The 19,460-nt window shown below is 67.3% G+C and carries 22 protein-coding genes; 9 read left to right on the forward strand and 13 right to left on the reverse strand.

The window, feature by feature from the left end; translation table 11 throughout:
* Together ABD729_RS11235 and ABD729_RS11240 are read right to left on the reverse strand one after the other, a co-directional pair.
* A complete protein-coding gene (locus ABD729_RS11235; RefSeq protein WP_344710334.1) occupies window positions 1-1,326 on the reverse strand; it encodes a dicarboxylate/amino acid:cation symporter in 1,326 nt (441 codons plus the stop codon).
* Window positions 1,327-1,436: 110 nt separating this feature from the next.
* A complete protein-coding gene (locus tag ABD729_RS11240; protein ID WP_344710335.1) occupies window positions 1,437-3,482 on the reverse strand; it encodes an elongation factor G in 2,046 nt (681 codons plus the stop codon).
* 171 nt (window positions 3,483-3,653) lie between these two features.
* Here ABD729_RS11240 and ABD729_RS11245 point away from each other — a divergent pair, with 171 nt between their 5' ends.
* Window positions 3,654-4,901, forward strand: a complete 1,248-nt coding sequence (locus ABD729_RS11245; RefSeq protein ID WP_344710336.1) for a YihY/virulence factor BrkB family protein — start codon at window positions 3,654-3,656, stop codon at window positions 4,899-4,901.
* On the opposite strand, the gene ABD729_RS11250 is transcribed toward ABD729_RS11245, so the two are convergent.
* The 3 genes from ABD729_RS11250 to ABD729_RS11260 all read right to left on the reverse strand — a co-directional run bounded on the left by ABD729_RS11250 (window position 4,888) and on the right by ABD729_RS11260 (window position 7,335).
* The gene (locus tag ABD729_RS11250; protein WP_344710337.1) at window positions 4,888-5,370 is read right to left on the reverse strand and encodes an NUDIX hydrolase; all 483 of its coding nucleotides are present in this window, start codon (window positions 5,368-5,370) and stop codon (window positions 4,888-4,890) included. The two genes, ABD729_RS11245 and ABD729_RS11250, sit on opposite strands and share 14 nt — an antisense overlap.
* Window positions 5,371-5,411: 41 nt before the next feature.
* Entirely contained in the window at window positions 5,412-6,317 is a 906-nt protein-coding gene (gene rpoH / locus ABD729_RS11255; protein ID WP_344710338.1) for an RNA polymerase sigma factor RpoH, read from the reverse strand.
* A 61-nt stretch (window positions 6,318-6,378) separates the two neighbouring features.
* On the reverse strand, window positions 6,379-7,335 hold the full coding sequence (locus ABD729_RS11260) for an RluA family pseudouridine synthase (RefSeq protein WP_344710339.1): 957 nt from the start codon (window positions 7,333-7,335) through the stop codon (window positions 6,379-6,381).
* Window positions 7,336-7,431: 96 nt separating this feature from the next.
* Here ABD729_RS11260 and ABD729_RS11265 point away from each other — a divergent pair, with 96 nt between their 5' ends.
* Complete coding sequence (locus ABD729_RS11265) at window positions 7,432-8,058, forward strand: histidine phosphotransferase family protein (RefSeq protein ID WP_344710340.1); 627 nt, start codon at window positions 7,432-7,434, stop codon at window positions 8,056-8,058.
* On the opposite strand, the gene ABD729_RS11270 is transcribed toward ABD729_RS11265, so the two are convergent.
* Complete coding sequence (locus ABD729_RS11270; protein WP_344710341.1) at window positions 8,055-9,044, reverse strand: NAD(P)/FAD-dependent oxidoreductase; 990 nt, start codon at window positions 9,042-9,044, stop codon at window positions 8,055-8,057. The two genes, ABD729_RS11265 and ABD729_RS11270, sit on opposite strands and share 4 nt — an antisense overlap.
* Window positions 9,045-9,109: 65 nt before the next feature.
* Here ABD729_RS11270 and ABD729_RS11275 point away from each other — a divergent pair, with 65 nt between their 5' ends.
* The 3 genes from ABD729_RS11275 to rplS are packed head-to-tail and all read left to right on the forward strand — an operon-like array spanning window position 9,110 to window position 10,556.
* On the forward strand, window positions 9,110-9,406 hold the full coding sequence (locus ABD729_RS11275) for a hypothetical protein (RefSeq protein ID WP_344710342.1): 297 nt from the start codon (window positions 9,110-9,112) through the stop codon (window positions 9,404-9,406).
* On the forward strand, window positions 9,403-10,140 hold the full coding sequence (trmD, locus tag ABD729_RS11280) for a tRNA (guanosine(37)-N1)-methyltransferase TrmD (RefSeq protein ID WP_344710343.1): 738 nt from the start codon (window positions 9,403-9,405) through the stop codon (window positions 10,138-10,140). The genes ABD729_RS11275 and trmD overlap by 4 nt, the downstream gene beginning before the upstream one ends.
* The gene (gene rplS, locus ABD729_RS11285; RefSeq protein ID WP_344710344.1) at window positions 10,137-10,556 is read left to right on the forward strand and encodes a 50S ribosomal protein L19; all 420 of its coding nucleotides are present in this window, start codon (window positions 10,137-10,139) and stop codon (window positions 10,554-10,556) included. Before trmD ends, rplS begins: the two co-directional genes overlap by 4 nt.
* 109 nt (window positions 10,557-10,665) lie before the next feature.
* Here the strand turns inward: rplS and ABD729_RS11290 are convergent, their stop codons facing one another.
* Window positions 10,666-12,906, reverse strand: coding sequence for a M20/M25/M40 family metallo-hydrolase (locus tag ABD729_RS11290; RefSeq protein ID WP_344710345.1), 2,241 nt, complete (start codon window positions 12,904-12,906; stop codon window positions 10,666-10,668).
* A gap of 59 nt (window positions 12,907-12,965) precedes the next feature.
* On the opposite strand from ABD729_RS11290, the gene ABD729_RS11295 reads away from it, so the two are divergent.
* Window positions 12,966-13,988, forward strand: a complete 1,023-nt coding sequence (locus ABD729_RS11295) for an aspartate-semialdehyde dehydrogenase (RefSeq protein WP_344710346.1) — start codon at window positions 12,966-12,968, stop codon at window positions 13,986-13,988.
* Between the two features lie 86 nt (window positions 13,989-14,074).
* A complete protein-coding gene (locus ABD729_RS11300) occupies window positions 14,075-14,524 on the forward strand; it encodes a GFA family protein (protein ID WP_344710347.1) in 450 nt (149 codons plus the stop codon).
* Window positions 14,525-14,598: 74 nt separating this feature from the next.
* Here the strand turns inward: ABD729_RS11300 and rpsI are convergent, their stop codons facing one another.
* From rpsI to ABD729_RS11325, 5 genes are all read right to left on the reverse strand, one after another.
* Window positions 14,599-15,180, reverse strand: coding sequence for a 30S ribosomal protein S9 (gene rpsI, locus ABD729_RS11305; RefSeq protein ID WP_344710348.1), 582 nt, complete (start codon window positions 15,178-15,180; stop codon window positions 14,599-14,601).
* A 1-nt stretch (window position 15,181) separates the two neighbouring features.
* Window positions 15,182-15,661: a 50S ribosomal protein L13 gene (gene rplM, locus ABD729_RS11310; protein WP_168069155.1), complete on the reverse strand. Its 480-nt coding sequence runs from the start codon at window positions 15,659-15,661 to the stop codon at window positions 15,182-15,184.
* A 189-nt stretch (window positions 15,662-15,850) separates the two neighbouring features.
* Complete coding sequence (locus ABD729_RS11315) at window positions 15,851-16,213, reverse strand: bleomycin resistance protein (protein WP_344710349.1); 363 nt, start codon at window positions 16,211-16,213, stop codon at window positions 15,851-15,853.
* A gap of 3 nt (window positions 16,214-16,216) precedes the next feature.
* Window positions 16,217-16,537 carry a divalent-cation tolerance protein CutA gene (cutA, locus tag ABD729_RS11320; RefSeq protein WP_344710350.1) on the reverse strand — a complete coding sequence of 107 codons (321 nt, stop codon included), beginning with the start codon at window positions 16,535-16,537 and terminating at the stop codon, window positions 16,217-16,219.
* Window positions 16,534-17,640, reverse strand: coding sequence for a COX15/CtaA family protein (locus ABD729_RS11325; protein WP_344710351.1), 1,107 nt, complete (start codon window positions 17,638-17,640; stop codon window positions 16,534-16,536). Before ABD729_RS11325 ends, cutA begins: the two co-directional genes overlap by 4 nt.
* 145 nt (window positions 17,641-17,785) lie before the next feature.
* On the opposite strand from ABD729_RS11325, the gene ABD729_RS11330 reads away from it, so the two are divergent.
* Window positions 17,786-18,172, forward strand: a complete 387-nt coding sequence (locus ABD729_RS11330; RefSeq protein WP_344710352.1) for a MerC domain-containing protein — start codon at window positions 17,786-17,788, stop codon at window positions 18,170-18,172.
* Here ABD729_RS11330 and ABD729_RS11335 read toward each other — a convergent pair.
* The gene (locus tag ABD729_RS11335; protein WP_344710353.1) at window positions 18,169-18,876 is read right to left on the reverse strand and encodes a TMEM175 family protein; all 708 of its coding nucleotides are present in this window, start codon (window positions 18,874-18,876) and stop codon (window positions 18,169-18,171) included. The genes ABD729_RS11330 and ABD729_RS11335 overlap by 4 nt on opposite strands.
* Before the next feature lie 71 nt (window positions 18,877-18,947).
* On the opposite strand from ABD729_RS11335, the gene ABD729_RS11340 reads away from it, so the two are divergent.
* Window positions 18,948-19,406 (forward strand): Fur family transcriptional regulator, encoded by a 459-nt coding sequence (locus ABD729_RS11340; protein ID WP_344710354.1) that lies wholly within the window; start codon window positions 18,948-18,950, stop codon window positions 19,404-19,406.
* Window positions 19,407-19,460 lie beyond the last annotated feature (54 nt).

The following is a 19,460-nucleotide window of genomic DNA, read 5'->3' on the forward strand; positions in this document are numbered from 1 at the left end:
TCAGACGTTGGGTCCGGGCGGCGGCACGTGGCTCGGCGCATGGCCATGCTCGATCACCGGCGATTCCTCGACGTCGAGTGGACCCTCCCACTTGGCGACGAGCACGCTTGCCACCGCATTGCCGACGACGTTGGTCGCGCTGCGGCCCATGTCGAGGAAATGGTCGACCGCAAGGATCAGCAGCAGGCCCGCTTCGGGAATGTTGAACATCGCCAGGCTGCCGGCGATCACCACCAGGCTGGCGCGCGGAACGCCGGCGATGCCCTTGCTGGTCACCATCAGGGTCAGCAGGAGGAGGATTTCCTGCCCGATCGACAGGTCGATGCCATAGGCCTGCGCGATGAAGATCGTCGCGAAGGTCATGTACATCATCGAACCGTCGAGGTTGAACGAATAGCCAAGCGGCAGGACGAAGCTGGCGATGCGCGGGGGCACGCCGAACTTGTCGAGCGCTTCCAGCGTGCGCGGGTAGGCGGCCTCGGAGGAGGCGGTGGAAAAGGCCAGCACCAACGGATCGCGCACGTAACGGACGAGGTGCGAAACGCGGCGACCAACCGCCAGGAAGGCGATCCCGAACAGGAAGGCCCAGAGGATGAACAGGCCGAGATAGAAGCTGCCGATGAAGCGGCCGAAGGTCAGAATGATTCCCGGCCCATTCTCGGCAATCGAAGCGGCGACCGCGGCGAACACCGCGAACGGCGCAAAACGCATCACATAGCCGGTGACGGTGAGCATGACCTCGACCAGGCCCTCAATCCCGCGCACGAGCGGCCGCGCCTTCTCGCCGACGGCAGTGATCGCCACGCCGATGAACAGCGCAAAGATGACGATCTGGAGGATTTCGTTCTCGGCCATGGCCTGGATGCCCGAGGCGGGAACGACATGGGTCACGAACTTGGCAAGATCGAACGACGAGCGATCGATGCCGCTGGCCGCATTTGCCGCAGGAAGGGGCAGGTTCAGCCCGACGCCAGGCTGGAGGAAGTTCACCAGCAACATGCCAAGCGTCAGCGAGACAAGGCTGGCGGTGATGAACCAGGCCATGGTGCGCGCGCCGACCCGGCCGAGCGCCGCCGTGTCCCCCATATGTGCCACCCCCGCGACGAGGGTCGCGAACACCAGCGGCGCAATGATCATCTTGATCAGGCGCAGGAACAGGGTGGTGATGATGCCGAAATAGTAAGCGACATTCTTGAGGAAGGTTTCGGTGTCGCTGCTGGGGGCAAGCAGATTGGTCAGGCTGTCGGCATTGGCATTGATCAGCCAGCCCGTGATCAGGCCGAGAACCAGCGCCGCCAGAATGTACCAGGTCAGGCGTTTCGCCACGTGTCTCCGCTCCCTTTAAACCCGTCATTGCGAGGAGCGCAGCGACGAAGCAATCCAGTGTCGCCGCTGGATTGCTTCGCTTCTTTCGCAATGACAAGTGCAGGCGGGTGTCAGGCCGCTTGCAGATCGCGGCCCTTGACGACTTTCTCGGCCTGCGGACCGTTGAGTTCGGCCAGATGGTCGAAGCTCGCCTCGAAGGTGGCAAGGCCCTGGCTGAGGCTGCGAAGTTCGCCTTCGAGCCCCTGCAGCTCGGCCTCGGGGACCAGCGCCTCGATCCGGTCCCACCCGGTCCAGCCTTCGCGCGGGACCATTCCCAGCAATTGCCCGCGGCGGGCGGCAAGCGCGCTGCTGACCTTGCTGGTCGCGCTTCCGGGGGTGACTACCACCACCTTGTGCACCGGTTCGAGGAGGTGCGGCTGCGCGGCGGCGAGCGCTTCCTGCATCGCCATCCGTCCCGCGGTGCGGAAGGCAAGCTCGCTCGAATCGACACTATGGTAGCTGCCGTCGGTCAGCGTGACGGTGACGTCGACCACGGGAAAGCCGAGCGGTCCCTTCTGGCAGGCATCGCGCACCCCCTGCTCGACCGCGGGGATATACTGGCGCGGGATGGCGCCGCCGTGGATCTGCTCGGCAAAGGCGATCCCTTCGCCGCGGCCGAGCGGCGCTACTTCGATCAGCACGTCGCCGAACTGGCCGTGCCCGCCCGACTGCTTCTTGTGCCGGCCGCGCTGGACGATCGAGCGGCGGATCGATTCGCGGTAGCCGACGCGCGGTGGCCGCTGGGTGACGTCGACCCCGTGGCGGCGCTTCAGGCGGGCGAGGACGACGGACAATTGCTCCTCGTTGACGCCCGACAGGACGAGGGCATGGTCCTCCTCGTCATGGTCGACGTGGAGGGTGGGGTCCTCCTCGCCAAGCTTGTGGAGCGCGCCGGACAGCTTGACGTCGTCCTTGCGGTCGGCCGGCTGGATCGCGATCCGCACGTTGCGCGAGGGCAGCGGCACGTCGAGCTCGGGCGGAAGCGCGCCGCTGCCGGCCCAGTCGCCGGCCCTGAGCGCATCGGCCTTGGCCAGCGCCAGCACCGCGCCGTCGGGCGCCACGGGAAGGCGCTGGTTGCGCTCTCCCTGAAGGGTGAACATCGCGCTCGCCTTGGCCGAGCGGCCGTCGCTGGTGGCGAGTTCCTGGCCTTCCTTCAGCGTCCCACCAAGCAGGCGCCCGAGCACCAGCCGGCCAAGCTGATGCGCGTGGCTGACCTTGAAGGCGTGGAAGGCCAGCCGGTCGACGCCGAGCCGGCTGGCCGTGGCGGCGGGGGCGGGGGCTTCGTGGCGCAGCGCCTTCATCAGCCGCCGCACGCCAAAGCCGTTGCAGGCGGAGCCGAAGAGGACGGAAACGCCGAGGTTCTCGCTCGTCTCGCGCGCAAGGTCGCTCAGCACGCGGTCCAGCGGCGGGGTTTCGTCCATTAGAAGCTGCTCGAGCAGCGCATCGTCATGGTCCGCAAGCTGTTCGAGGAGGTGGGTGCGGGCCTGCGTTTCCAGCGCGTCGAGCTCGGCCGGCATCGGGATCGGCTCGGACGGCTTGCCCGGGCGATAATGGAAGGCGCGTTCCAGCGCGACGTCGACGAAGCCGGTGACTCGATCACCGCTGGTGATCGGCACCTGGCGCGCGATCAGCGGCGAAACGCTCAAGGGCTGCAGCGCTTCCAGGAGCTCGCCGATCGACCCGCGTGCGGCGTCGATGCGGTTGACGAAGATGAGGTGGGGAAGGCCAAGCTCGTCGAGCAGCCGAAGCATCGGCGCGGCCAGCGGGGCGCGCGCGGGATCGGGGTCGACCACCACGATCGCAAGGTCGCAAAGCGCGAGCGCGCGGGCGCCGTCGGCCTGGAAGCCGGTGCCGCCGGGTACATCGACCAGCGCGAATTGCTCGCCCAGCCAATCGAATTGCAGGAGATTGAGCTCGGTCGATCCGCCCCGTGCCCTCGCCTCGGGGCTGAAGTCGCCGACGCTGCTTTTCGCGGCCGTATCACCCTGCCGATCGGTCGTGCCGCTGGCGAACAGCATCGCCTCGGCGAGGCAGGTCTTGCCTGCCCCGGCTGGACCGACCAGCGCAATGGCTCTCGTGCCGTTGACGGTCTCGTGCGGATGGGTGGCGGATTGCATGGCTGCAGCTCTCCTTGCGTCCGGTTGGGCGCGGCGAGTCGCTACGGGGCGCCTCACGCGCCAGGGGAGGTGAAGCGTCTGCCTGTCGGCGCCGCTTGGCAAGGGGAACGGTCGCGGCGGGGCGTCGGTTGGGCGCGTGAGCCTGTGCTGACAAGGAAGTGACGCGTTCCCATGGCCACTGCCGCCGCTGCCGCCCCAGTGACCGACAAGGGCCGGTCGGCCGACACGCCGACGCAAATCCCGCGAGGCGGCTGGGCGGAAATCGCGCGGCGGACCTGGAAGGAGGTCGGCAAGGATAATGCCGGCATCGTCGCGGCGGGCGTCGCTTTCTACTTCTTCCTCGCGCTGGTCCCGCTGCTTGGCGCGACGGTGCTGACCTACGGCCTGTTCGCCTCGCCCGAGACTGTGGTGCGCCAGGCGCAGGGCCTGACCAGCTTCCTGCCGGGGGAGGCGGCCAGGCTGATCGGCGACCAGCTGCTGAACGTGGTCGAGACCTCGGGCGGCAAGAAGGGGTTCGGGCTGCTCGTCGCGATTGCCGTCGCCTTCTGGGGCGCCAGGAATGCCGCGGGGGCGATCGTGACCGCGCTCAACATCGCCTACGAGGAGGACGAGAAGAGGGGGTTCGTGATGACGACTCTGCTCAGCCTCGCCATGACGGTGGGGGCGGTAGTGATGGCGGGGATCGTCGCGGCGGCGACCGGGTTGCTCGCCCTGTTCGAACGGCTGCTGCCGAGCCTCGGCGGTTTCGGGCATCTGCTCATCGTGGTGGTGACCTACGGCGTTCTGACGGGAATAGCGGCGGCCGCGGCGGCGACGCTCTACCGCTACGGGCCGAGCCGCGAAAAGGCGCGCTGGACCTGGCTGACCCCGGGATCGATCTTCTTTGCGGTGGTGTGGTTATTGCTGACGCTGGCGTTCGGTTTCTACGTCCGCAATTTCGCCAGCTACGGGGCGACCTATGGCGCGCTGTCGAGCGTGGTGGTTCTGCTGACCTGGCTCTACCTGTCGAGCTACGTTCTGATCTTCGGCGCCGAATTGAACAGCGAGGTCGAGCACCAGACCGCGCGCGATACGACCGCCCGGGGTGGCGACAAGCCGCTCGGCACGCGCGGCGCGTGGAGCGCGGACCATGTCGCGACAGGGCAAAACGAAAGCCGCGACGACAGGCAGAGCGCGCTTTCAGCCGAGCCCGCGGACCCGGCACCCCCGGCCGTTCACGAAGCGGCGGGCGGCCACCCCTATCTTGCCAGCCGCCTTGCGTCGCGCGCCGGGCAGCTTGCCGGGGCGCGGAAGATCTCGATGTTGAGCTCGGGCCTCGCGACGCTGGGGCTCGGCTTCCTGAAAAGGCGGGGACGCGAAAAGACGGGCGCGGCGCTGCTGATCACCGCGGCGGGGCTGGCGCTGCTCAGGCGGCGCTAGTCTTGGGCACCGCGAATTCGCGCAGGATCGGGCCAAGGCTGCTCGGGTGGACGAGCTTGGCGGCCTGCTCGGGCGAAAACCACGCGCGCTGCCGCTCCTCGGCTTCGGGGTATTCGTCGGCAAGCGCGTCGACCCGCAGCGGAAACACCGCCATCTGCCATTCGATCTGCCCCGCGAGGCGATAATGCTTGCGCTTGGGAACGACGGCGAGGACCCGGTTGCCAATCGTTCCGCTGACCCCGGCTTCTTCCCATGCTTCCCGTTCGGCGGTGGCGGCGAGTGGGCGGCTGCGCAGCGCCCAGCCGCCGGGAAGCACCCAGCGCTGGGACTTGCGGCTCTTGACCAGCAGAACCTGCAGTTTCCCCTCGTGCCGCCGCCAGCACAGCGCGCCCGCTTGCGCCGGCTTGCCGCCAAGGCGCGGAACTTCGATCGTGTAGAGAAAACGGAAAAGGGGAGAATGGATGCCCATCGCTCCCCTCAACTAACCGGTCATGGTTAGCGATCCGTTATTCAGGCCGCGGGAAGAAGCCTTTGTTCGGCCGCGCTCTTCATCAGTGCCGCCTGCAGCTTCTCGAACGCGCGCACCTCGATCTGGCGGATCCGCTCGCGGCTGACGCCATAGACCTGGCTGAGCTCCTCGAGGGTCTTGGGATCGTCCGCAAGGCGCCGCTCGGCGAGGATATGCTTCTCGCGGTCGTTCAGCTTCTCCATCGCCGCATTGAGCAGAGCATGGCGAACCTGCTTCTCCTCTTCCTCGGCGACTAGCTCGTCCTGCAGCGGGCCGTTGTCGACCAGGAAGTCCTGCCACTGGCTCTCGGCGCCCTCGTCGCCCTTCAGCGGGGCGTTGAGGCTGGTGTCGCCGCCCATCGCCATGCGGCGATTCATCGAGATGACCTCGTCCTCGGTGACGCCGAGATCGGTCGCGATCTTGGTCACGTCGGCGGGCTTCAGGTCGCCTTCCTCGAAGGCGTCGATCTGGTTCTTCATACGGCGCAGGTTGAAGAATAGCTTCTTCTGGGCGGCGGTGGTGCCCATCTTCACCAGCGACCACGAGCGCAGGATGAATTCCTGGATGCTCGCGCGGATCCACCACATGGCGTAGGTCGCCAGGCGGAACCCCCGGTCGGGCTCGAACTTCTTGACGCCCTGCATCAGGCCGATGTTGCCTTCGCTGATCAGCTCGCTGACCGGCAGGCCGTAACCGCGGTAGCCCATGGCGATCTTGGCCACGAGTCGCAGGTGCGAATTGACCAGCTTGGCCGCCGCGTCGGTGTCGTTATGCTCCCGCCAGCGCTTGGCGAGCATATATTCCTCTTCCGGAGCCAGAAGCGGAAACTTCTTGATCTCAGACAGATAGCGGTTGAGCCCGACTTCGCCGGAGCCCGCTGGGATCGAAAGTGCCTTCGCCTGTGCCATCGTCAGTATCGCGTCCTTGTTCGTCGGAGCGGCCACCGGGACCGCCCTGACACATGAAATCCTATACCCCAAGTGCCGTGAACAGTTCCTGCATATCCTGCGGAACGGCGCTTTCGAACGACAGACGGTCTTTCGTCACGGGATGAACGAAGCCGAGGTGGGCCGCGTGCAATGCCTGTCGCCGGAAGTTCAAACGATTGAGAAGCTCCCTCAGTTTCTGCGCCGGAGCCCGACCATAGACCGGGTCGCCGAGCAGGGGGTGCCCGATCGAGGCCATGTGGACCCTGACCTGGTGGGTCCGCCCCGTCTCGAGCCGGCATTCGATGCGGGCAGCGGCATTGCTCACCCCCAGCACCTTATAGTGGGTCACCGCCCGCTTGCCGCGATCTTCCTCGACGATCGCCATCTTCTTGCGGTCGTGGCTGGAGCGGGCGAGCGCGGCATCGATGCTGCCCTCCATCTTCGCCGGGCGGCCACTCACCGCGGCTAGATAGCGGCGATCGATCGTATGCGCCTGGAACTGCCTCGCCAGTCCCTCGTGCGCGACATCGGTCTTGGCGACCACCAGCAGGCCCGTCGTATCCTTGTCGATCCGGTGGACGATCCCCGGCCGCGCCACCCCGCCGATCCCGCTGAGGCGCCCGGCGCAATGGTGGAGGAGGGCATTGACCAGCGTCCCGTCGAGATTGCCCGCGGCCGGATGGACGACCAGCCCCGCCGGCTTGTCGACGACCAGCAGGTGATCGTCCTCGTAGACGATGACGAGCGGGATATCCTGCGCCTCGGCGCTCGCGGCCTCGGGCAGGGGGATGGCGAGCGAATAGGTCTCGGTCCCTTCGACCTTCTGCGCGGGATCGCGGACGAGCTGGTCGTGGCGGGTCAGAGCCCCGGCCTTGACCAGGCTCTTCAGCCGCTCCCGGCTCATCGTCGGCACCGCATCGGCAAGCGCGCGGTCGAGCCGCCACCCGGCGTGCCCGGCGTCAAGCGCCACTTCGATGATATCGGACCCCCCGGTCATTGGACGATGCAACTTGGGAAATGTCCGCGGCGTTTCAAGATGTCGCTCACCCGAGGTGGGTTGAACAACTTGGTTCTATCCGCCACTCCGAGGCCCATGAACGCGATCGAACTCGCCAGTCTGCTCTGCTCCCGCCTGTGCCACGACCTGTTGAGCCCGGTCGGGGCCCTCAACAACGGTCTCGAGCTGATGGCCGACGAACAGGATCCGGAGATGCGCCAGCGCTGTCTCGACCTGCTCGCCGAAAGCGCCAAGGCAAGCGCCTCCAAGCTCAAATTCTTCCGTCTCGCCTTCGGTGCGGCCGGCGGCTTCGGCGAAGAGATCGACACCCGCGAAGCGCGCCAGGCGCTCGAAGGGCTGTTCGGGGCCGAAAAGAAGATCACGCTTGGCTGGATGGTCTCGTCCGAAAAACTGCCCAAGGAAGCGGTCAAGGTGCTGCTCAACCTCGCGCTGGTCGCCGGTGACGCCCTGGTCCGCGGCGGGCAGCTCGACATCGGTGCCGAGCGCGGCGCCAATGGCACCGAGATCGTGATCCGCGCCGAAGGCCCGCGCCTGCTGCTCGACCCCAATCTGCGCGCGACGCTGGAGCGCGGGGCCGCTGGAACGGTAGAACCCCGCGCGGCCGGCGCCTGGCTCGCCCACGCCCTCATCACCGAGGCCGGCGGCAAGTTGCAGCTGTCGCCGCCCGACAGCCCGGTGCTGATGATCGGCGCTGCCTTCTAGGCGTCGCCCGTCTCCTCCATCTCGCGCTCGGTCTCGCTGCTGGCCGGGACGACCGGCTGGCGCAGCATGGGGCGTTTGGCAGCAAGATCGTTGCGGATGGTGGTGGCGGCCTGGCCCCCTTCGCCCATCGCATGGCTGATCTGGTCGAGGCCGTGGACCACGTCGCCCGCCGCATAGAGCCCCTCGACGCTGGTGCGCATCTTGTCGTCGCACACCAGGCAGCAATCCTCCGGATTGATCTTGGCGCCGACCATCTCGGCAAGCCCCGTATGGGTATCGCTGCCGAGCGCCGGGTAGATGCTGTCGAAGCTCAGCAGGCCCGCCGCCGTATCGATGGTGATGCAATTCTCGACACAGCCGATCGCCTCGGCCGGGCCGTCGACCAACGTCACGCCCGCTTCCTCCAGCTTGCGCCGGTCTTCCTCGGGAAGATCGAGCGAAGCGTCGGGCGCGATCAGGGTCACGTCGGCGGTGTAGGAGCGCAGGAACAAGGCCTCGCCGACGCCGCCCTTGCCCGAACCGATGATCCCGACCCTTTTGTCGGTGACCTCATAGCCGTCGCAGATCGGGCAATAGCGGATGAGGCCGCGCGCCATCGCCTCGTCGTGAAGCTCGGGGTCCATCGGCGGCTTGCGATTGGTCAGCCCGGTCGCCAGCAGCACCGCGCGCGCCTGCCGCGGGCCGGCGCCCCAGTCGGCACTGAACAGCCCGTCGCCCTCTTCCTTGTCGAGCCGGTGGACCCGCCCGGTCTCGATCTTGGTGCCATATTTCTGCGCCTGCGTGCGCATCAGCTCGAGCAATTCCTTGCCGTTGATGCCGTCCGGATAGCCGGCATGGTTGTGCGAGCAGGGGATCCAGCTTGCGCGGCTCTTGCCCTCGTCGACCACGACGATGTCGAGGTGGAAGCGGGACAGATAGATGGCGGCGGTCAGCCCGGCCGGGCCGCCGCCGATGATGAGAACGTCGTAAGGTTCGTTGTCAGCCATAACGCAAGCGCAATGAGCGGCGCGGCTTGGCGGTTCCTTGCACCCTGCTAAAGCGGCAATCGATCATGATGATCTGGACCTCCTTCGCTTTCATCTTCCTCGCCGGGTTCGCGTTGGGCGTCTGGCTGGGCGGTCGGCCCGAGCGGGCGGGCTGGAAAGCCGCGCTGGTCATGCCACTGGTTCTGCTCGCCGGCAGCCTCTTCCTCATCCTGTACCTGTTGTGGGCGGCGCGGGAGGGTGACAGCTTCGCAGCCCTTGCCGCCGCCTCGGTCACGGTGGTCGGGCTGGCCGCCGCGGCGTTGGCATTTGCCGGAGGCCTGTTCGGGGTGCGCTGGCGGCGCGCCGGAAAGCGCTTGCCATGACCTTCCGCGCGTCGGTCCTGACCCTCTATCCCGACATGTTTCCGGGACCGCTCGGGACCAGTCTCGCCGGCCGCGCGCTGGAAGCGGGCACCTGGAACCTCGATGCCACCAACATCCGCGACTTCGCGATCGACAAGCACCGCACCGTTGACGACACGCCCGCCGGGGGCGGGGCGGGGATGGTGCTGCGCTGCGACGTGCTGGCCGCCGCCATCGACAGCGTGGCCGACGGTCGGCCGATCCTCGCGATGAGCCCGCGCGGCGCCCCGCTGACGCAGGAGCGGGTCCGCGGCCTCGTTGCCGGCGAAGGCGCGATCATCCTGTGCGGCCGGTTCGAAGGCTTCGACGAGCGGATCTTCGACGCGCGGCCGGTCGAGCCGGTCTCCATCGGCGACTACATCCTCTCCGGCGGAGAGCTTGGCGCGATGGTCCTGCTCGATGCTTGCGTTCGGCTGCTTCCCGGCGTAATGGGCGCCCCCGATAGCGGTGTGGACGAGAGCTTCGAAACGGGGCTGCTCGAACATCCGCATTATACCCGACCGCAACAGTGGGAAGGGCGCACGATCCCCGAAGTGCTGCGATCGGGGGATCATGCGAAGATTGCCGCATGGCGCAAGGCCAGGGCAATCGAGGATACACGGCTACGGCGGCCGGACCTGTACGAGCGCCACGGGGGCGTCTCGCAGGCGTCGCCCTCTGGTGCGCGGCAACGAGACGAAGGTAGAAGTAAGTGAACCTGATTCAGACCCTCGAGCGTGAGCAGATCGACGAGCTCACCGCCAAGCGCGCCATTCCCGAATTCCGCCCGGGCGACACGCTCCGCGTCGGCGTCCGCGTCGTCGAAGGCGAGCGCACCCGCGTCCAGAATTACGAGGGCGTCTGCATCGCCCGTTCGAACAAGGGCATCGGCTCCAACTTCACCGTCCGCAAGATCAGCTTCGGCGAAGGTGTCGAGCGCGTGTTCCCGCTCTACTCGCCGTCGATCGAAGAGATTCACGTCGTGCGCCGCGGTGTCGTGCGTCGCGCCAAGCTCTACTACCTGCGTGGCCGCACCGGTAAGTCGGCGCGTATCGCCGAGCGCCGCGACCCGCGTCCGGCCAAGGGCACCACTGCTCCGGCCGCTCCGGCGAAGGACAGCGCCGAAGGCTAAGCCTTCCGGCCTTGCCGACACGAAACAGGGGTCCGGCCGCAAGGCCGGGCCCTTTTTCATTGGGGAGCGGCAACCCACCCGCTCGCAATGACGGTAAAGTGCCGGCGCCTTAGATCCGCACCCGCTCCACCGTGATCGACGCGTCCGGAAGATATTGCGGACGCGCGTTGGCGGGGCGGGCGGCGACCAGCGGCGCGGCGACCGGCGGCAGCGCCCAGCGGGTCCCGACGACCTGCAGCACCACCGGCCGCGGCCCGATCTGCAGCTCGACCACCTGTCCATCGCACGACCGGCCGGTACAGGTCAGGCTGTAGGGGCCCTTCGCGCGTCCCTCGATCGCCCGCAGCTGCCCGGGGATGCCGAGCCCGGCGACGATTGCTCCGGGCGGGGCGATCAGCGCGATGCTGTCGGCACCATTGGCCTGCAGCCTGAGGCGCACCCGTCGTCCCCCGGGCGCACCGCTCGCCTCGACCGGCAGGGCTCGGGCCGGGACGATGCCTGCGACCGGGCGCGCCGGGGCCAGCCAGCGCGGCCGGCTGCTGAACGGCAGCACGCTCTGGCGCCACGGCCCGAACCCGGCCCACTCGCCCGGCAGCGGCTTGCGGTCGTTGACCACCGACCACAGGGGCTGATCGGGCCCGGCGCCCACGACATATTGCAGCGTCCATTGCTGCTGCCGGTCGGCGCTGTAGGCGGGGGCAAGCGCCGCCGGGACCCACGCCAGCACCGCAAGGCCGAGCGCCAGCGGGGTGACGCGCGACCAGCGATGCCCTTCGACCAGCGGCCGCGCTTCGATCAGCCACGGCATCAGTACCAGTCCGCCGAGCAGCGCCAGAAGCCACAGTGGCCCGCTGTTGATGAGGTCTTGCACCAGCCCCACCGCGGCGCCGAGGGTGACGAACAGCACCGCGGCGGCCAGCAATGCGCCAAGCGTCTCGACCGGGGGCCAGCGCGTCCCGAGCGCCGCTCCGACCCAGAATATGAGCGGCGGAAGGACGAAATAGATCATCGCGCCCGGCGCGAAGAAGCTGAACAGGGTGCCGATCAGGAAGAACAGCAGCCACCACGCACGGCGCAGCACGGGCAGGGACCAGCGCCTCGCCGCCGCGAGTACGGCCAGCCCGGCCGCGATCACCCCGGCATAGATCGCCAGTTCGGTTCCCGTCTGGTGCGCACGCCAGAATTGCCCCTCGCGCAGCGCTCCGAGCAGGCCAAGCCCCGCCCAGGCCAGCGCCACCGGCACCAGCAGCGCGGCGAGGAGCGGAAGCATGGCGGTCGCGACCGGGACCACCGGCACGCGGCGCCTGGCCCGCACGGCGTCGCCGATAAGACTCGCGGCGAGGGCGAGAGCGATCAGCCACGGAGAAAGGGCGCCCATGGTAAAGAGCCAGCGCGACCCGATGCTCATGAACAGCCGGTCGCCGTCCCTCCTCTCGGGTGTCGCGCCGCTGGCCAGCGCACCGCCTACTTGCAGCAATTGGTCGCCCATGTGCTGCAGCGTGGCGAGGTCGACTGCCGCCAGGTCGTCGCCCGGTGAATGATAGCGCGTCTCGTTGCCGATCGGCGCGAAGTTGAGGAACAGCCAGTCGCGTTCCTCGGCGAAGGTGTTGGCGTCGGTCGAATTGGGCAGCAGCCGGTAAGCGCTGACCGCCATGCTGTTGGCGACCGGGTTGCGGACTTGGTCCCTGAACAGCGCCACTGCCGCCCGGTTCGGGACCGAGGTTTCGAACATGTTGACCGGCCCGGTCGTGCCCCGCGCCTCGAGGTTGATCAGCGCATCGACCCGGCGGCTCACGGGATCGGCATCGAGGAACGCGCGCGCCCCGATCAGGCCGATTTCCTCGCCCTCGTTGAACAGGAAGGTCACCTGCCGCGGCATCTGGCGATCCTTCAGCAGCGCCAGCGTCTCCAGCATCGCCGCGACCCCCAGCCCGGCGTCGGACGCGCCCGGACCCACCGGCACGCTGTCATAATGCGAATTGATCAGCAGGTTGGGCGCGCTTGCCGGGGTGCCGATCGTCACCAGGACGTTCCTCACCCGCGCACAGGACACGCCGCTCGACTTCTGCAGCTTGTTGCAGGCGAAGCGGTCGGTGATCCGTGGCTCCAGCCCCATTGCACGGATCTCGCCCACCAGCCGGCTGCGAACGCCGTCGCTGGCAGTGCTGTCGGCGGGGTGGGGGGCCTCGTCCCCCAGCACCCGCGCCAGCCGCGCCTTGGCCCGCACCGCATCGAACTCGCCCGGCGCATTGTTGGTGCGAAGCGGGGGCGGCAGGCTCAGCCAGCGCGTCGCCGCCATGCTGGCCAGCAATCCGGCGACGATCAGCGCCAGCAGCAATGTCTTGCGCATTCGTTCCCCCTCGCCACATGCAAGGCCGCACGATAAGGGGCGGCTCAAGGAGAACAAGCATGGGTTATCGGGTCGTCGTGGTCGGCGCGACGGGCAATGTCGGGCGCGAAATGCTCCAGATCCTGTCCGAGCGTCAGTTCCCGCTCGACGAGGTGGCGGCGGTCGCTTCCTCGCGCAGCCAGGGCGACATCATCGATTTCGGCGACAGCGGCGAAGAGCTCAAGGTCAGCAACCTCGAGAATTTCGACTTTGCCGGCTGGGACATGGCGCTGTTCGCCGCCGGCTCGGCGGTCAGCAAGCTCCACGCTCCGCGCGCGGCGGCGGGCTGCACCGTAATCGACAACAGCTCGCTCTACCGGATGGACCCGGACGTGCCGCTTATCGTGCCCGAAGTGAACCCCGAGGCGCTCGCCGGCTACAAGGCCCGCAACATCATCGCCAACCCCAATTGCTCCACCGCGCAGATGGTGGTGGCGCTGAAGCCCCTCCATGATGTGGCGAAGATCAAGCGGGTGGTCGTCTCGACCTACCAGTCGGTCTCGGGCAGCGGCAAGCAGGGCATGGACGAGCTGTTCAACCAGTCGCGCAACATCTTCGTCGGGGACAGCGTCGAACCGTCGTTCTACCCCAAGCAGATCGCCTTCAACGTCATCCCGCACATCGACGACTTCCTGGAGGACGGCACCACCAAGGAAGAATGGAAGATGGTGGTCGAGACCAAGAAGATCCTCGATCCCAAGATCAAGGTGACCGCCACCTGCGTCCGCGTGCCGGTGTTCGTCGGCCATTCGGAAAGCATCAACATCGAGTTCGAGCGCGACATCTCGGCCCAGGAAGCACAGGACATCCTGCGCGAAGCCCCCGGCGTGATGCTGGTCGATAAGCGCGAACCCGGCGGTTACGTCACCCCGGTCGAATGCGTCGGCGATTATGCCACCTTCGTGTCGCGCGTCCGGGAAGACACGACGGTCGAGAATGGCCTCAACCTGTGGTGCGTCAGCGACAATCTGCGCAAGGGCGCGGCGCTGAACGCGGTGCAGATCGCCGAGCTGCTCGGGCGCAAGCACCTGCAAAAGGGGTAGCCGCGCCGTCATCGCGAGCGAAGCGAAGCAATCCACTTCCGACCGCCGTATTGCTTCGCTACGCTTTGCGCCGACGAGGTGATCCAATGACGAGCATGACCGGCGGCTGCCTGTGCGGCGCCAAGCGCTTCACCGCCGAGGTGGCGGACGACGCCAAGCCCTATCTGTGCCATTGCCGCATGTGCCAGCGGGCCAGCGGCAACGTCAGCCTTGCCATGCTCAACGTGCGGCAGGCCGATGTCCGTTGGGACGGGGAGCCCGACTGGTATCGCAGCTCGCCGATCGCCGAGCGGCCGTTCTGCGCGACCTGCGGCACCACGCTAGGCTTCCGCTTCCTCGAAGGCAGCGAGATGATGGACCTGACGGTCGCTGCCTTCGACGATCCTTCCGGCTTCAGGCCCTTCTCGCACTTCGGTGCCGAAAGCATCCACCGCGCCTGGCTCAACACCGAAGGCCTGCCAGAGCAGCGCACCGACACCTACAAGGCGCTGCAGGACCGCTGGGACAAGGCCGGCGCGGCGCCGCCCAAGCTCTGATCCCCGACCGACAAAGAAAAAGGCGCCCCGGCCGAACCGGGACGCCTCTTCCTGTTTGAGGTCTGAAAGGAAGCTTAGCGCTTCGAGAACTGGAAGCTGCGGCGGGCCTTCGCCTTGCCGTACTTCTTACGCTCGACGACGCGCGGATCGCGGGTCAGGAAGCCGGCGCGCTTGACGGTGGTGCGCAGGATCGGCTCGTAGCGGGTCAGCGCCTGGGCGATACCGTGAAGCACCGCACCCGCCTGGCCCGACAGCCCGCCGCCCTTGACGGTGGCGATGATGTCATACTGGCCGGCGCGATCGGTGATCCCGAACGGCTGGTTGATGACGAGGCGCAGCGTCGGACGCGCGAAATAGACTTCCTGGTCGCGGCCATTGACCACGATCTTGCCCGAACCCGGCTTCAGCCAGACGCGCGCAACGGCGTCCTTGCGGCGGCCGGTCGCATAAGCGCGGCCGAACTTGTCGAGCTGCTGCTCGCGCAGCGGCGCATCCGACACGGCGGGAACGAACGGGGCCGGCTCGTCGCTGGCGGCTTCCGGAGCAGCGCCATTGGCGTCAGCGGCGGTCTCGGCCGGAGCGGCGTCGGCTTCGGGAGCCGGGGCCGGCTGGCTGGTCAGCGAGCCGAGATCGGCGAGGGACTTCTTGTCGGCCATGTTATGCGCCCACCTTGTTCTTGCGGTTCATCGACGCGACGTCGAGCGTCTGCGGGTCCTGACCGGCGTGCGGATGCTCGGTCCCGTTGTAGAGGTGCAGCGCACGCATCTGGTCACGGCCGAGGGGACCGCGCGGGATCATCCGCTCGACGGCCTTCTCGAGCACGCGCTCGGGGAAACGACCTTCCAGCACCTTGGCCGCGGTGGTCTCCTTGAGGCCGCCCGCATAACCGGTGTGCTTGTAGTAGATCTTCTGCTGCAGCTTGCGGCCGGTGAAGCGCACCTTGTCGGCGTTGATCACGACGACATGATCGCCGCAATCGACGTGCGGGGTGAAGCTCGGCTTATGCTTGCCGCGCAGGATGTTCGCGATCAGCGTGGCCACGCGGCCAACGACCAGACCTTCGGCATCGATCAAATGCCACTTCTTCTCGACCTCAGCCGGCTTGGCCGACTTGGTGGTCTTCATCAGCGCCTTCATGGCTGAAAACCCTTTTCAAACAGGAAAACGCCGCCCGGAGGGGCAGCGCTTGAGCGGCCTATTCGCGTCGGGGCGTCCGAAAGTCAAGCAAAACAGCGGGTTTCTAGGCGGGTAAAATAATACCCCGGCTTTTAGGAAGCCCGCTTCGTCCCGCGGAAAACCGCTGAAAACGAAGCCCGTTGCCCCGCCTCAATCGTTCTGGATGAGGTGCAGAAGGTTGAAATCGGGATCGAGCAGCGCGGCCCGGCGCCCGCCCCAATGTTCGGTTTTGGGCGGATGCAGCCGCGGCGCTCCCTCGTTCTTCACCGGCACGCCCGCGGCGACACACTTGGCATAAAAGCCATCGAGATCGTCGAGCCGCAGGCACGCGCCGAAATTGCTCTGCTCCGCGTCGAGCCCGGCGAACAGGAAGAATTCGAGGCACAGGCTGCCCCGCCGAAGGATCAGCCAGCCGCTGTCCCGATAACCGACGCTAAATCCCAGCGTCGCGAAGAAGGCGACCGTCGTATCGAAGTCGCGCGACGCGAGATTGGGGGTCTGGAAATCGGCCACGCGTCAGTCCTCGCGCACGCTTTCGCTCACCCATGCCGCATAAGCGCCGAGCGCCTGCTCGACCGGCCAGACGGTGATCGCCGGCACGTCATAGCTGTGAAGCAGCGCAAGCCGATCGACCAGCCGCCCGGCCGCGGCCTGCGTCGTCTTGAACAGGACCGGTACTTCGCGCGCCTGCTGCACCGCCCCGTCCCAGCGGTAGAAGGAGCGGCAGGGGGCAAGGACGTTGACGCAGGCCGCCAGCCGTTCCTCGACCACCTTGCGCCCGATCCGCTCGGCCTCGTCCGCATCCGCGAAGACGCAATAGACGGTGGCGATGGTCACGGTCCCTCGACTTCGCTCGGGATCAGCGGGACGTAGGTGCGCCCGTCATCCCGGTCCGTGCCGAGCGCAGTCGAGGCGCCCTGGCCGGCTTGGGCCAGCCGGTGCACCGCGGCAACGAAGCTCGCCACCACCAGCACCGCGGTCGCCTGGTGCGCCACCGCGACGTGCAGGCTGACGCCCGACAGCAGGGTCCAGATGCCGAGCAGGATCTGGATCCCGATCGCCGCATGGAGAAAGATCGATTCGCGGCGTCCACCGGCCGCCTTGACGTTGCGCGCCACGACCACCGCCAGGACCAGCACCACGAAGGCCCACCAGCGGTGGATGAACTGCACGGTCACCGGATTGTCGACGAAATTGCGCATCACCGGCTCAAGCCAGGGCGCGGCTTCGGGATAAAGCTCGCCGCCCATCAGCGGCCAGGTGTTGAAGGCATAGCCCGCATCGAGGCCCGCGACATAGGCGCCGAATAGCAATTGCAGCGCCAGCGCGGCAAAGGCCCACAGCCCGATCGTCGGCACCCGCCGCGGTTCAGCGCCCGGACTGCGCAGGTCGAACGCGGTCCACAAGGTGAAGCCGAAGATGAACAGCGCGGTCAGCAGGTGGACGGCAAGGCGCACGTGGCTGACGTCGGTCCGTTCGGTCAGGCCGCTCGCCACCATCCACCAGCCGATCGCGCCCTGCACGCAGACGAGCAGGAAGATGCTTCCCGTCCGCCAGCCATAGCCGTTCGGAATCGCCTTGCGCGCCGCGAACCACACCAGCGGCACCAGCGCGACCAGCCCGATCACTCGGCCGAGCTGGCGGTGCACCCATTCCCAGAAGAAGATGCTCTTGAATTCGGCCAGCGTCATCCCGCTGTTGAGCTGCTGATATTCTGGGATCCGCTTGTAGAGCTCGAACTGGTGGCTCCACTGCGCCTCGGTCAGCGGCGGTATCGCACCGGTGATCGGCTTCCACTCGGTGATCGACAGCCCGCTTTCGGTCAGCCGGGTGATCCCGCCGACCACCACCATGACGAAGATCAGCGCGCAGATGCTGAGCAGCCAGTTGGACACGGCGAGCGGGCGCGCTCGGGACGGGACGAGGGCAGGGGCGTTCATATGCGGCCGCCATATGCTCGCGCGCACGAACGCGGGCAAGCGGACCGATTGTCCTACCTCCTTCCACGAAAATTTCGTGTGCGGGCTCCCCCGGTGATGTTGTAACCCCGCCGATGTTGCACTATAACATTGCATACCGACGCTCATGACCAGAACGCACGCCTCGAACGCCCTGTGGGACCGACTTGCCATTGGCTTGTCCGGGCTGTGCCTGGTGCATTGCATCGCGACCACCGTGCTGATCGCGGCCATGTCGGCCTTCGGCGGATTGCTCGGATCGCACTGGATCCACGAGGTGGGCCTCACCCTGGCGATGGCGCTCGGCGCCTTTGCGCTCGGCCGCGGGGTCATGGAACATGGCTTCGTGATGCCAAGCGCGGTCGGCGGGCTCGGGCTTGGCGTGATGGGCGGCGCGATGACCTTGCCGCATGACGGGACCGAAGCGGTCGCGACCATGCTCGGCGTGCTGATCCTCGCGCTCGGCCACGACCTCAACCGCCGCGGCACCGCGCACCCCTTCGGGCGACGCTAGCTTTCGCCCTCGATCGGCGGCGCTTCGGTCTGATAGCGCGGCGTTTCCGGCGGCCTCAGCTTGATGACCAGTCCCAGCAGCGCCATCACGATGCCGACCCGCCACTCGGCCCAGACCAGCACGGCCGCAGCGACATTCCACGCCGTCACCAGCCGGTAGCGCCGCGTCAGGCGCGCGACATATCCCTGCTCCAGCCGCGCATCGACATGCCCGTGGCGGTTGCCGATCGTCCACTTCAGCAGCCAGGAACAGGACACCAGCGCAAGGCTGGTCACCAGGAATACCGCGGCGTCGCGCTGTGCTTCGGGATGCGCGAGGCTTGCGGCGAAGGTCCGCACCGGAAAGGCGATATAGCCGATCATGGTCAGGAACAGCGTCGTCGCGATCAGGAACCAGTGCCCCGTCGTCCGGTAGATCGCGCCCGAGAAATGATGGTGGATCCAGTACAGCCCGATGACGAAACACGAGGCGGCATAGCCAAGCGTCTGCGGCCATTCGGCCAGCAAGTCGCGGCCTAGGTTCGCGCCCTCGCGCCCAAGCTCGGGAAGCACGAGGTTGAAGATCGACAGGGTGAAGGCGATCGCGAACACCCCGTCGGCAAAGGCTTCCATCCGGTTGGTGCCACGGGTCGCGCCCTCGCCTTCATGCGCGTCGCGCCGGACCGGCTCGTCGGCGGGCGCGCTGGTCGGGGCAGGGGCGGGCATGGCCATTGTAACGCCGCGGCAACGATGGTGGTTCACTTGCCGGTCGCAGGCGCGAGGCTTATTGTTATACCATGGCCAAGCATGATCACCACGCGCACGGCGGCTCCGACCTCAAGAGCGCCGCGAAGGAGCGTCTCACCGGCAGTGGCGAACAATGGACCGGGATGCGCGAAGCGGTGTTCGACGCGCTGGCCGGCTTCGACCGCCCGGCGTCCGCCTACGACATTGCCGAGGCCGTCTCCAAGGCGCAGGAACGCCGGGTCGCGGCCAACAGCGTCTACCGCATCCTCGACCTGTTCGTCGGCGCCAACCTCGCCCGCCGGGTCGAGAGCGCCAATGCCTATGTCGCGAACAACCATCCGGGCTGCCTGCACGACTGCATCTTCCTGATCTGCGACAGCTGCGGCCAGGCCAAGCACATCGACAATGACACCATCGCCAACGACGTCCGCAAGGCCGCCGAAAAGAGCGGCTTTGCACCGACCCGCCCGGTGATCGAAGTGCGCGGCACCTGCGAGGACTGCGCCTGATCGCCAGCGCCGGCGGGTAGGAGCGAAAGCCCTATTCGACTTCGCTTCACGCTG

It is taken from the genome of Sphingomonas humi (assembly GCF_039536725.1).
GTDB classification, from domain to species: Bacteria; Pseudomonadota; Alphaproteobacteria; order Sphingomonadales; family Sphingomonadaceae; genus Sphingomicrobium; species Sphingomicrobium humi.

What these genes read in the sequence shown, in the direction of transcription:
- ABD729_RS11240 (WP_344710335.1), bottom strand. Translation starts at nt 3,482, where the DNA reads ATGCAATCCGCCACCCATCCGCACGAGACCGTCAACGGCACGAGAGCC.
- ABD729_RS11245 (WP_344710336.1), top strand. Translation starts at nt 3,654, where the DNA reads ATGGCCACTGCCGCCGCTGCCGCCCCAGTGACCGACAAGGGCCGGTCG.
- ABD729_RS11250 (WP_344710337.1), bottom strand. Translation starts at nt 5,370, where the DNA reads ATGGGCATCCATTCTCCCCTTTTCCGTTTTCTCTACACGATCGAAGTT.
- rpoH (WP_344710338.1), bottom strand. Translation starts at nt 6,317, where the DNA reads ATGGCACAGGCGAAGGCACTTTCGATCCCAGCGGGCTCCGGCGAAGTC.
- ABD729_RS11260 (WP_344710339.1), bottom strand. Translation starts at nt 7,335, where the DNA reads ATGACCGGGGGGTCCGATATCATCGAAGTGGCGCTTGACGCCGGGCAC.
- ABD729_RS11265 (WP_344710340.1), top strand. Translation starts at nt 7,432, where the DNA reads ATGAACGCGATCGAACTCGCCAGTCTGCTCTGCTCCCGCCTGTGCCAC.
- ABD729_RS11270 (WP_344710341.1), bottom strand. Translation starts at nt 9,044, where the DNA reads ATGGCTGACAACGAACCTTACGACGTTCTCATCATCGGCGGCGGCCCG.
- ABD729_RS11275 (WP_344710342.1), top strand. Translation starts at nt 9,110, where the DNA reads ATGATGATCTGGACCTCCTTCGCTTTCATCTTCCTCGCCGGGTTCGCG.
- trmD (WP_344710343.1), top strand. Translation starts at nt 9,403, where the DNA reads ATGACCTTCCGCGCGTCGGTCCTGACCCTCTATCCCGACATGTTTCCG.
- ABD729_RS11290 (WP_344710345.1), bottom strand. Translation starts at nt 12,906, where the DNA reads ATGCGCAAGACATTGCTGCTGGCGCTGATCGTCGCCGGATTGCTGGCC.
- ABD729_RS11295 (WP_344710346.1), top strand. Translation starts at nt 12,966, where the DNA reads ATGGGTTATCGGGTCGTCGTGGTCGGCGCGACGGGCAATGTCGGGCGC.
- ABD729_RS11300 (WP_344710347.1), top strand. Translation starts at nt 14,075, where the DNA reads ATGACGAGCATGACCGGCGGCTGCCTGTGCGGCGCCAAGCGCTTCACC.
- rpsI (WP_344710348.1), bottom strand. Translation starts at nt 15,180, where the DNA reads ATGGCCGACAAGAAGTCCCTCGCCGATCTCGGCTCGCTGACCAGCCAG.
- rplM (WP_168069155.1), bottom strand. Translation starts at nt 15,661, where the DNA reads ATGAAGGCGCTGATGAAGACCACCAAGTCGGCCAAGCCGGCTGAGGTC.
- ABD729_RS11325 (WP_344710351.1), bottom strand. Translation starts at nt 17,640, where the DNA reads ATGAACGCCCCTGCCCTCGTCCCGTCCCGAGCGCGCCCGCTCGCCGTG.
- ABD729_RS11330 (WP_344710352.1), top strand. Translation starts at nt 17,786, where the DNA reads ATGACCAGAACGCACGCCTCGAACGCCCTGTGGGACCGACTTGCCATT.
- ABD729_RS11335 (WP_344710353.1), bottom strand. Translation starts at nt 18,876, where the DNA reads ATGCCCGCCCCTGCCCCGACCAGCGCGCCCGCCGACGAGCCGGTCCGG.
- ABD729_RS11340 (WP_344710354.1), top strand. Translation starts at nt 18,948, where the DNA reads ATGGCCAAGCATGATCACCACGCGCACGGCGGCTCCGACCTCAAGAGC.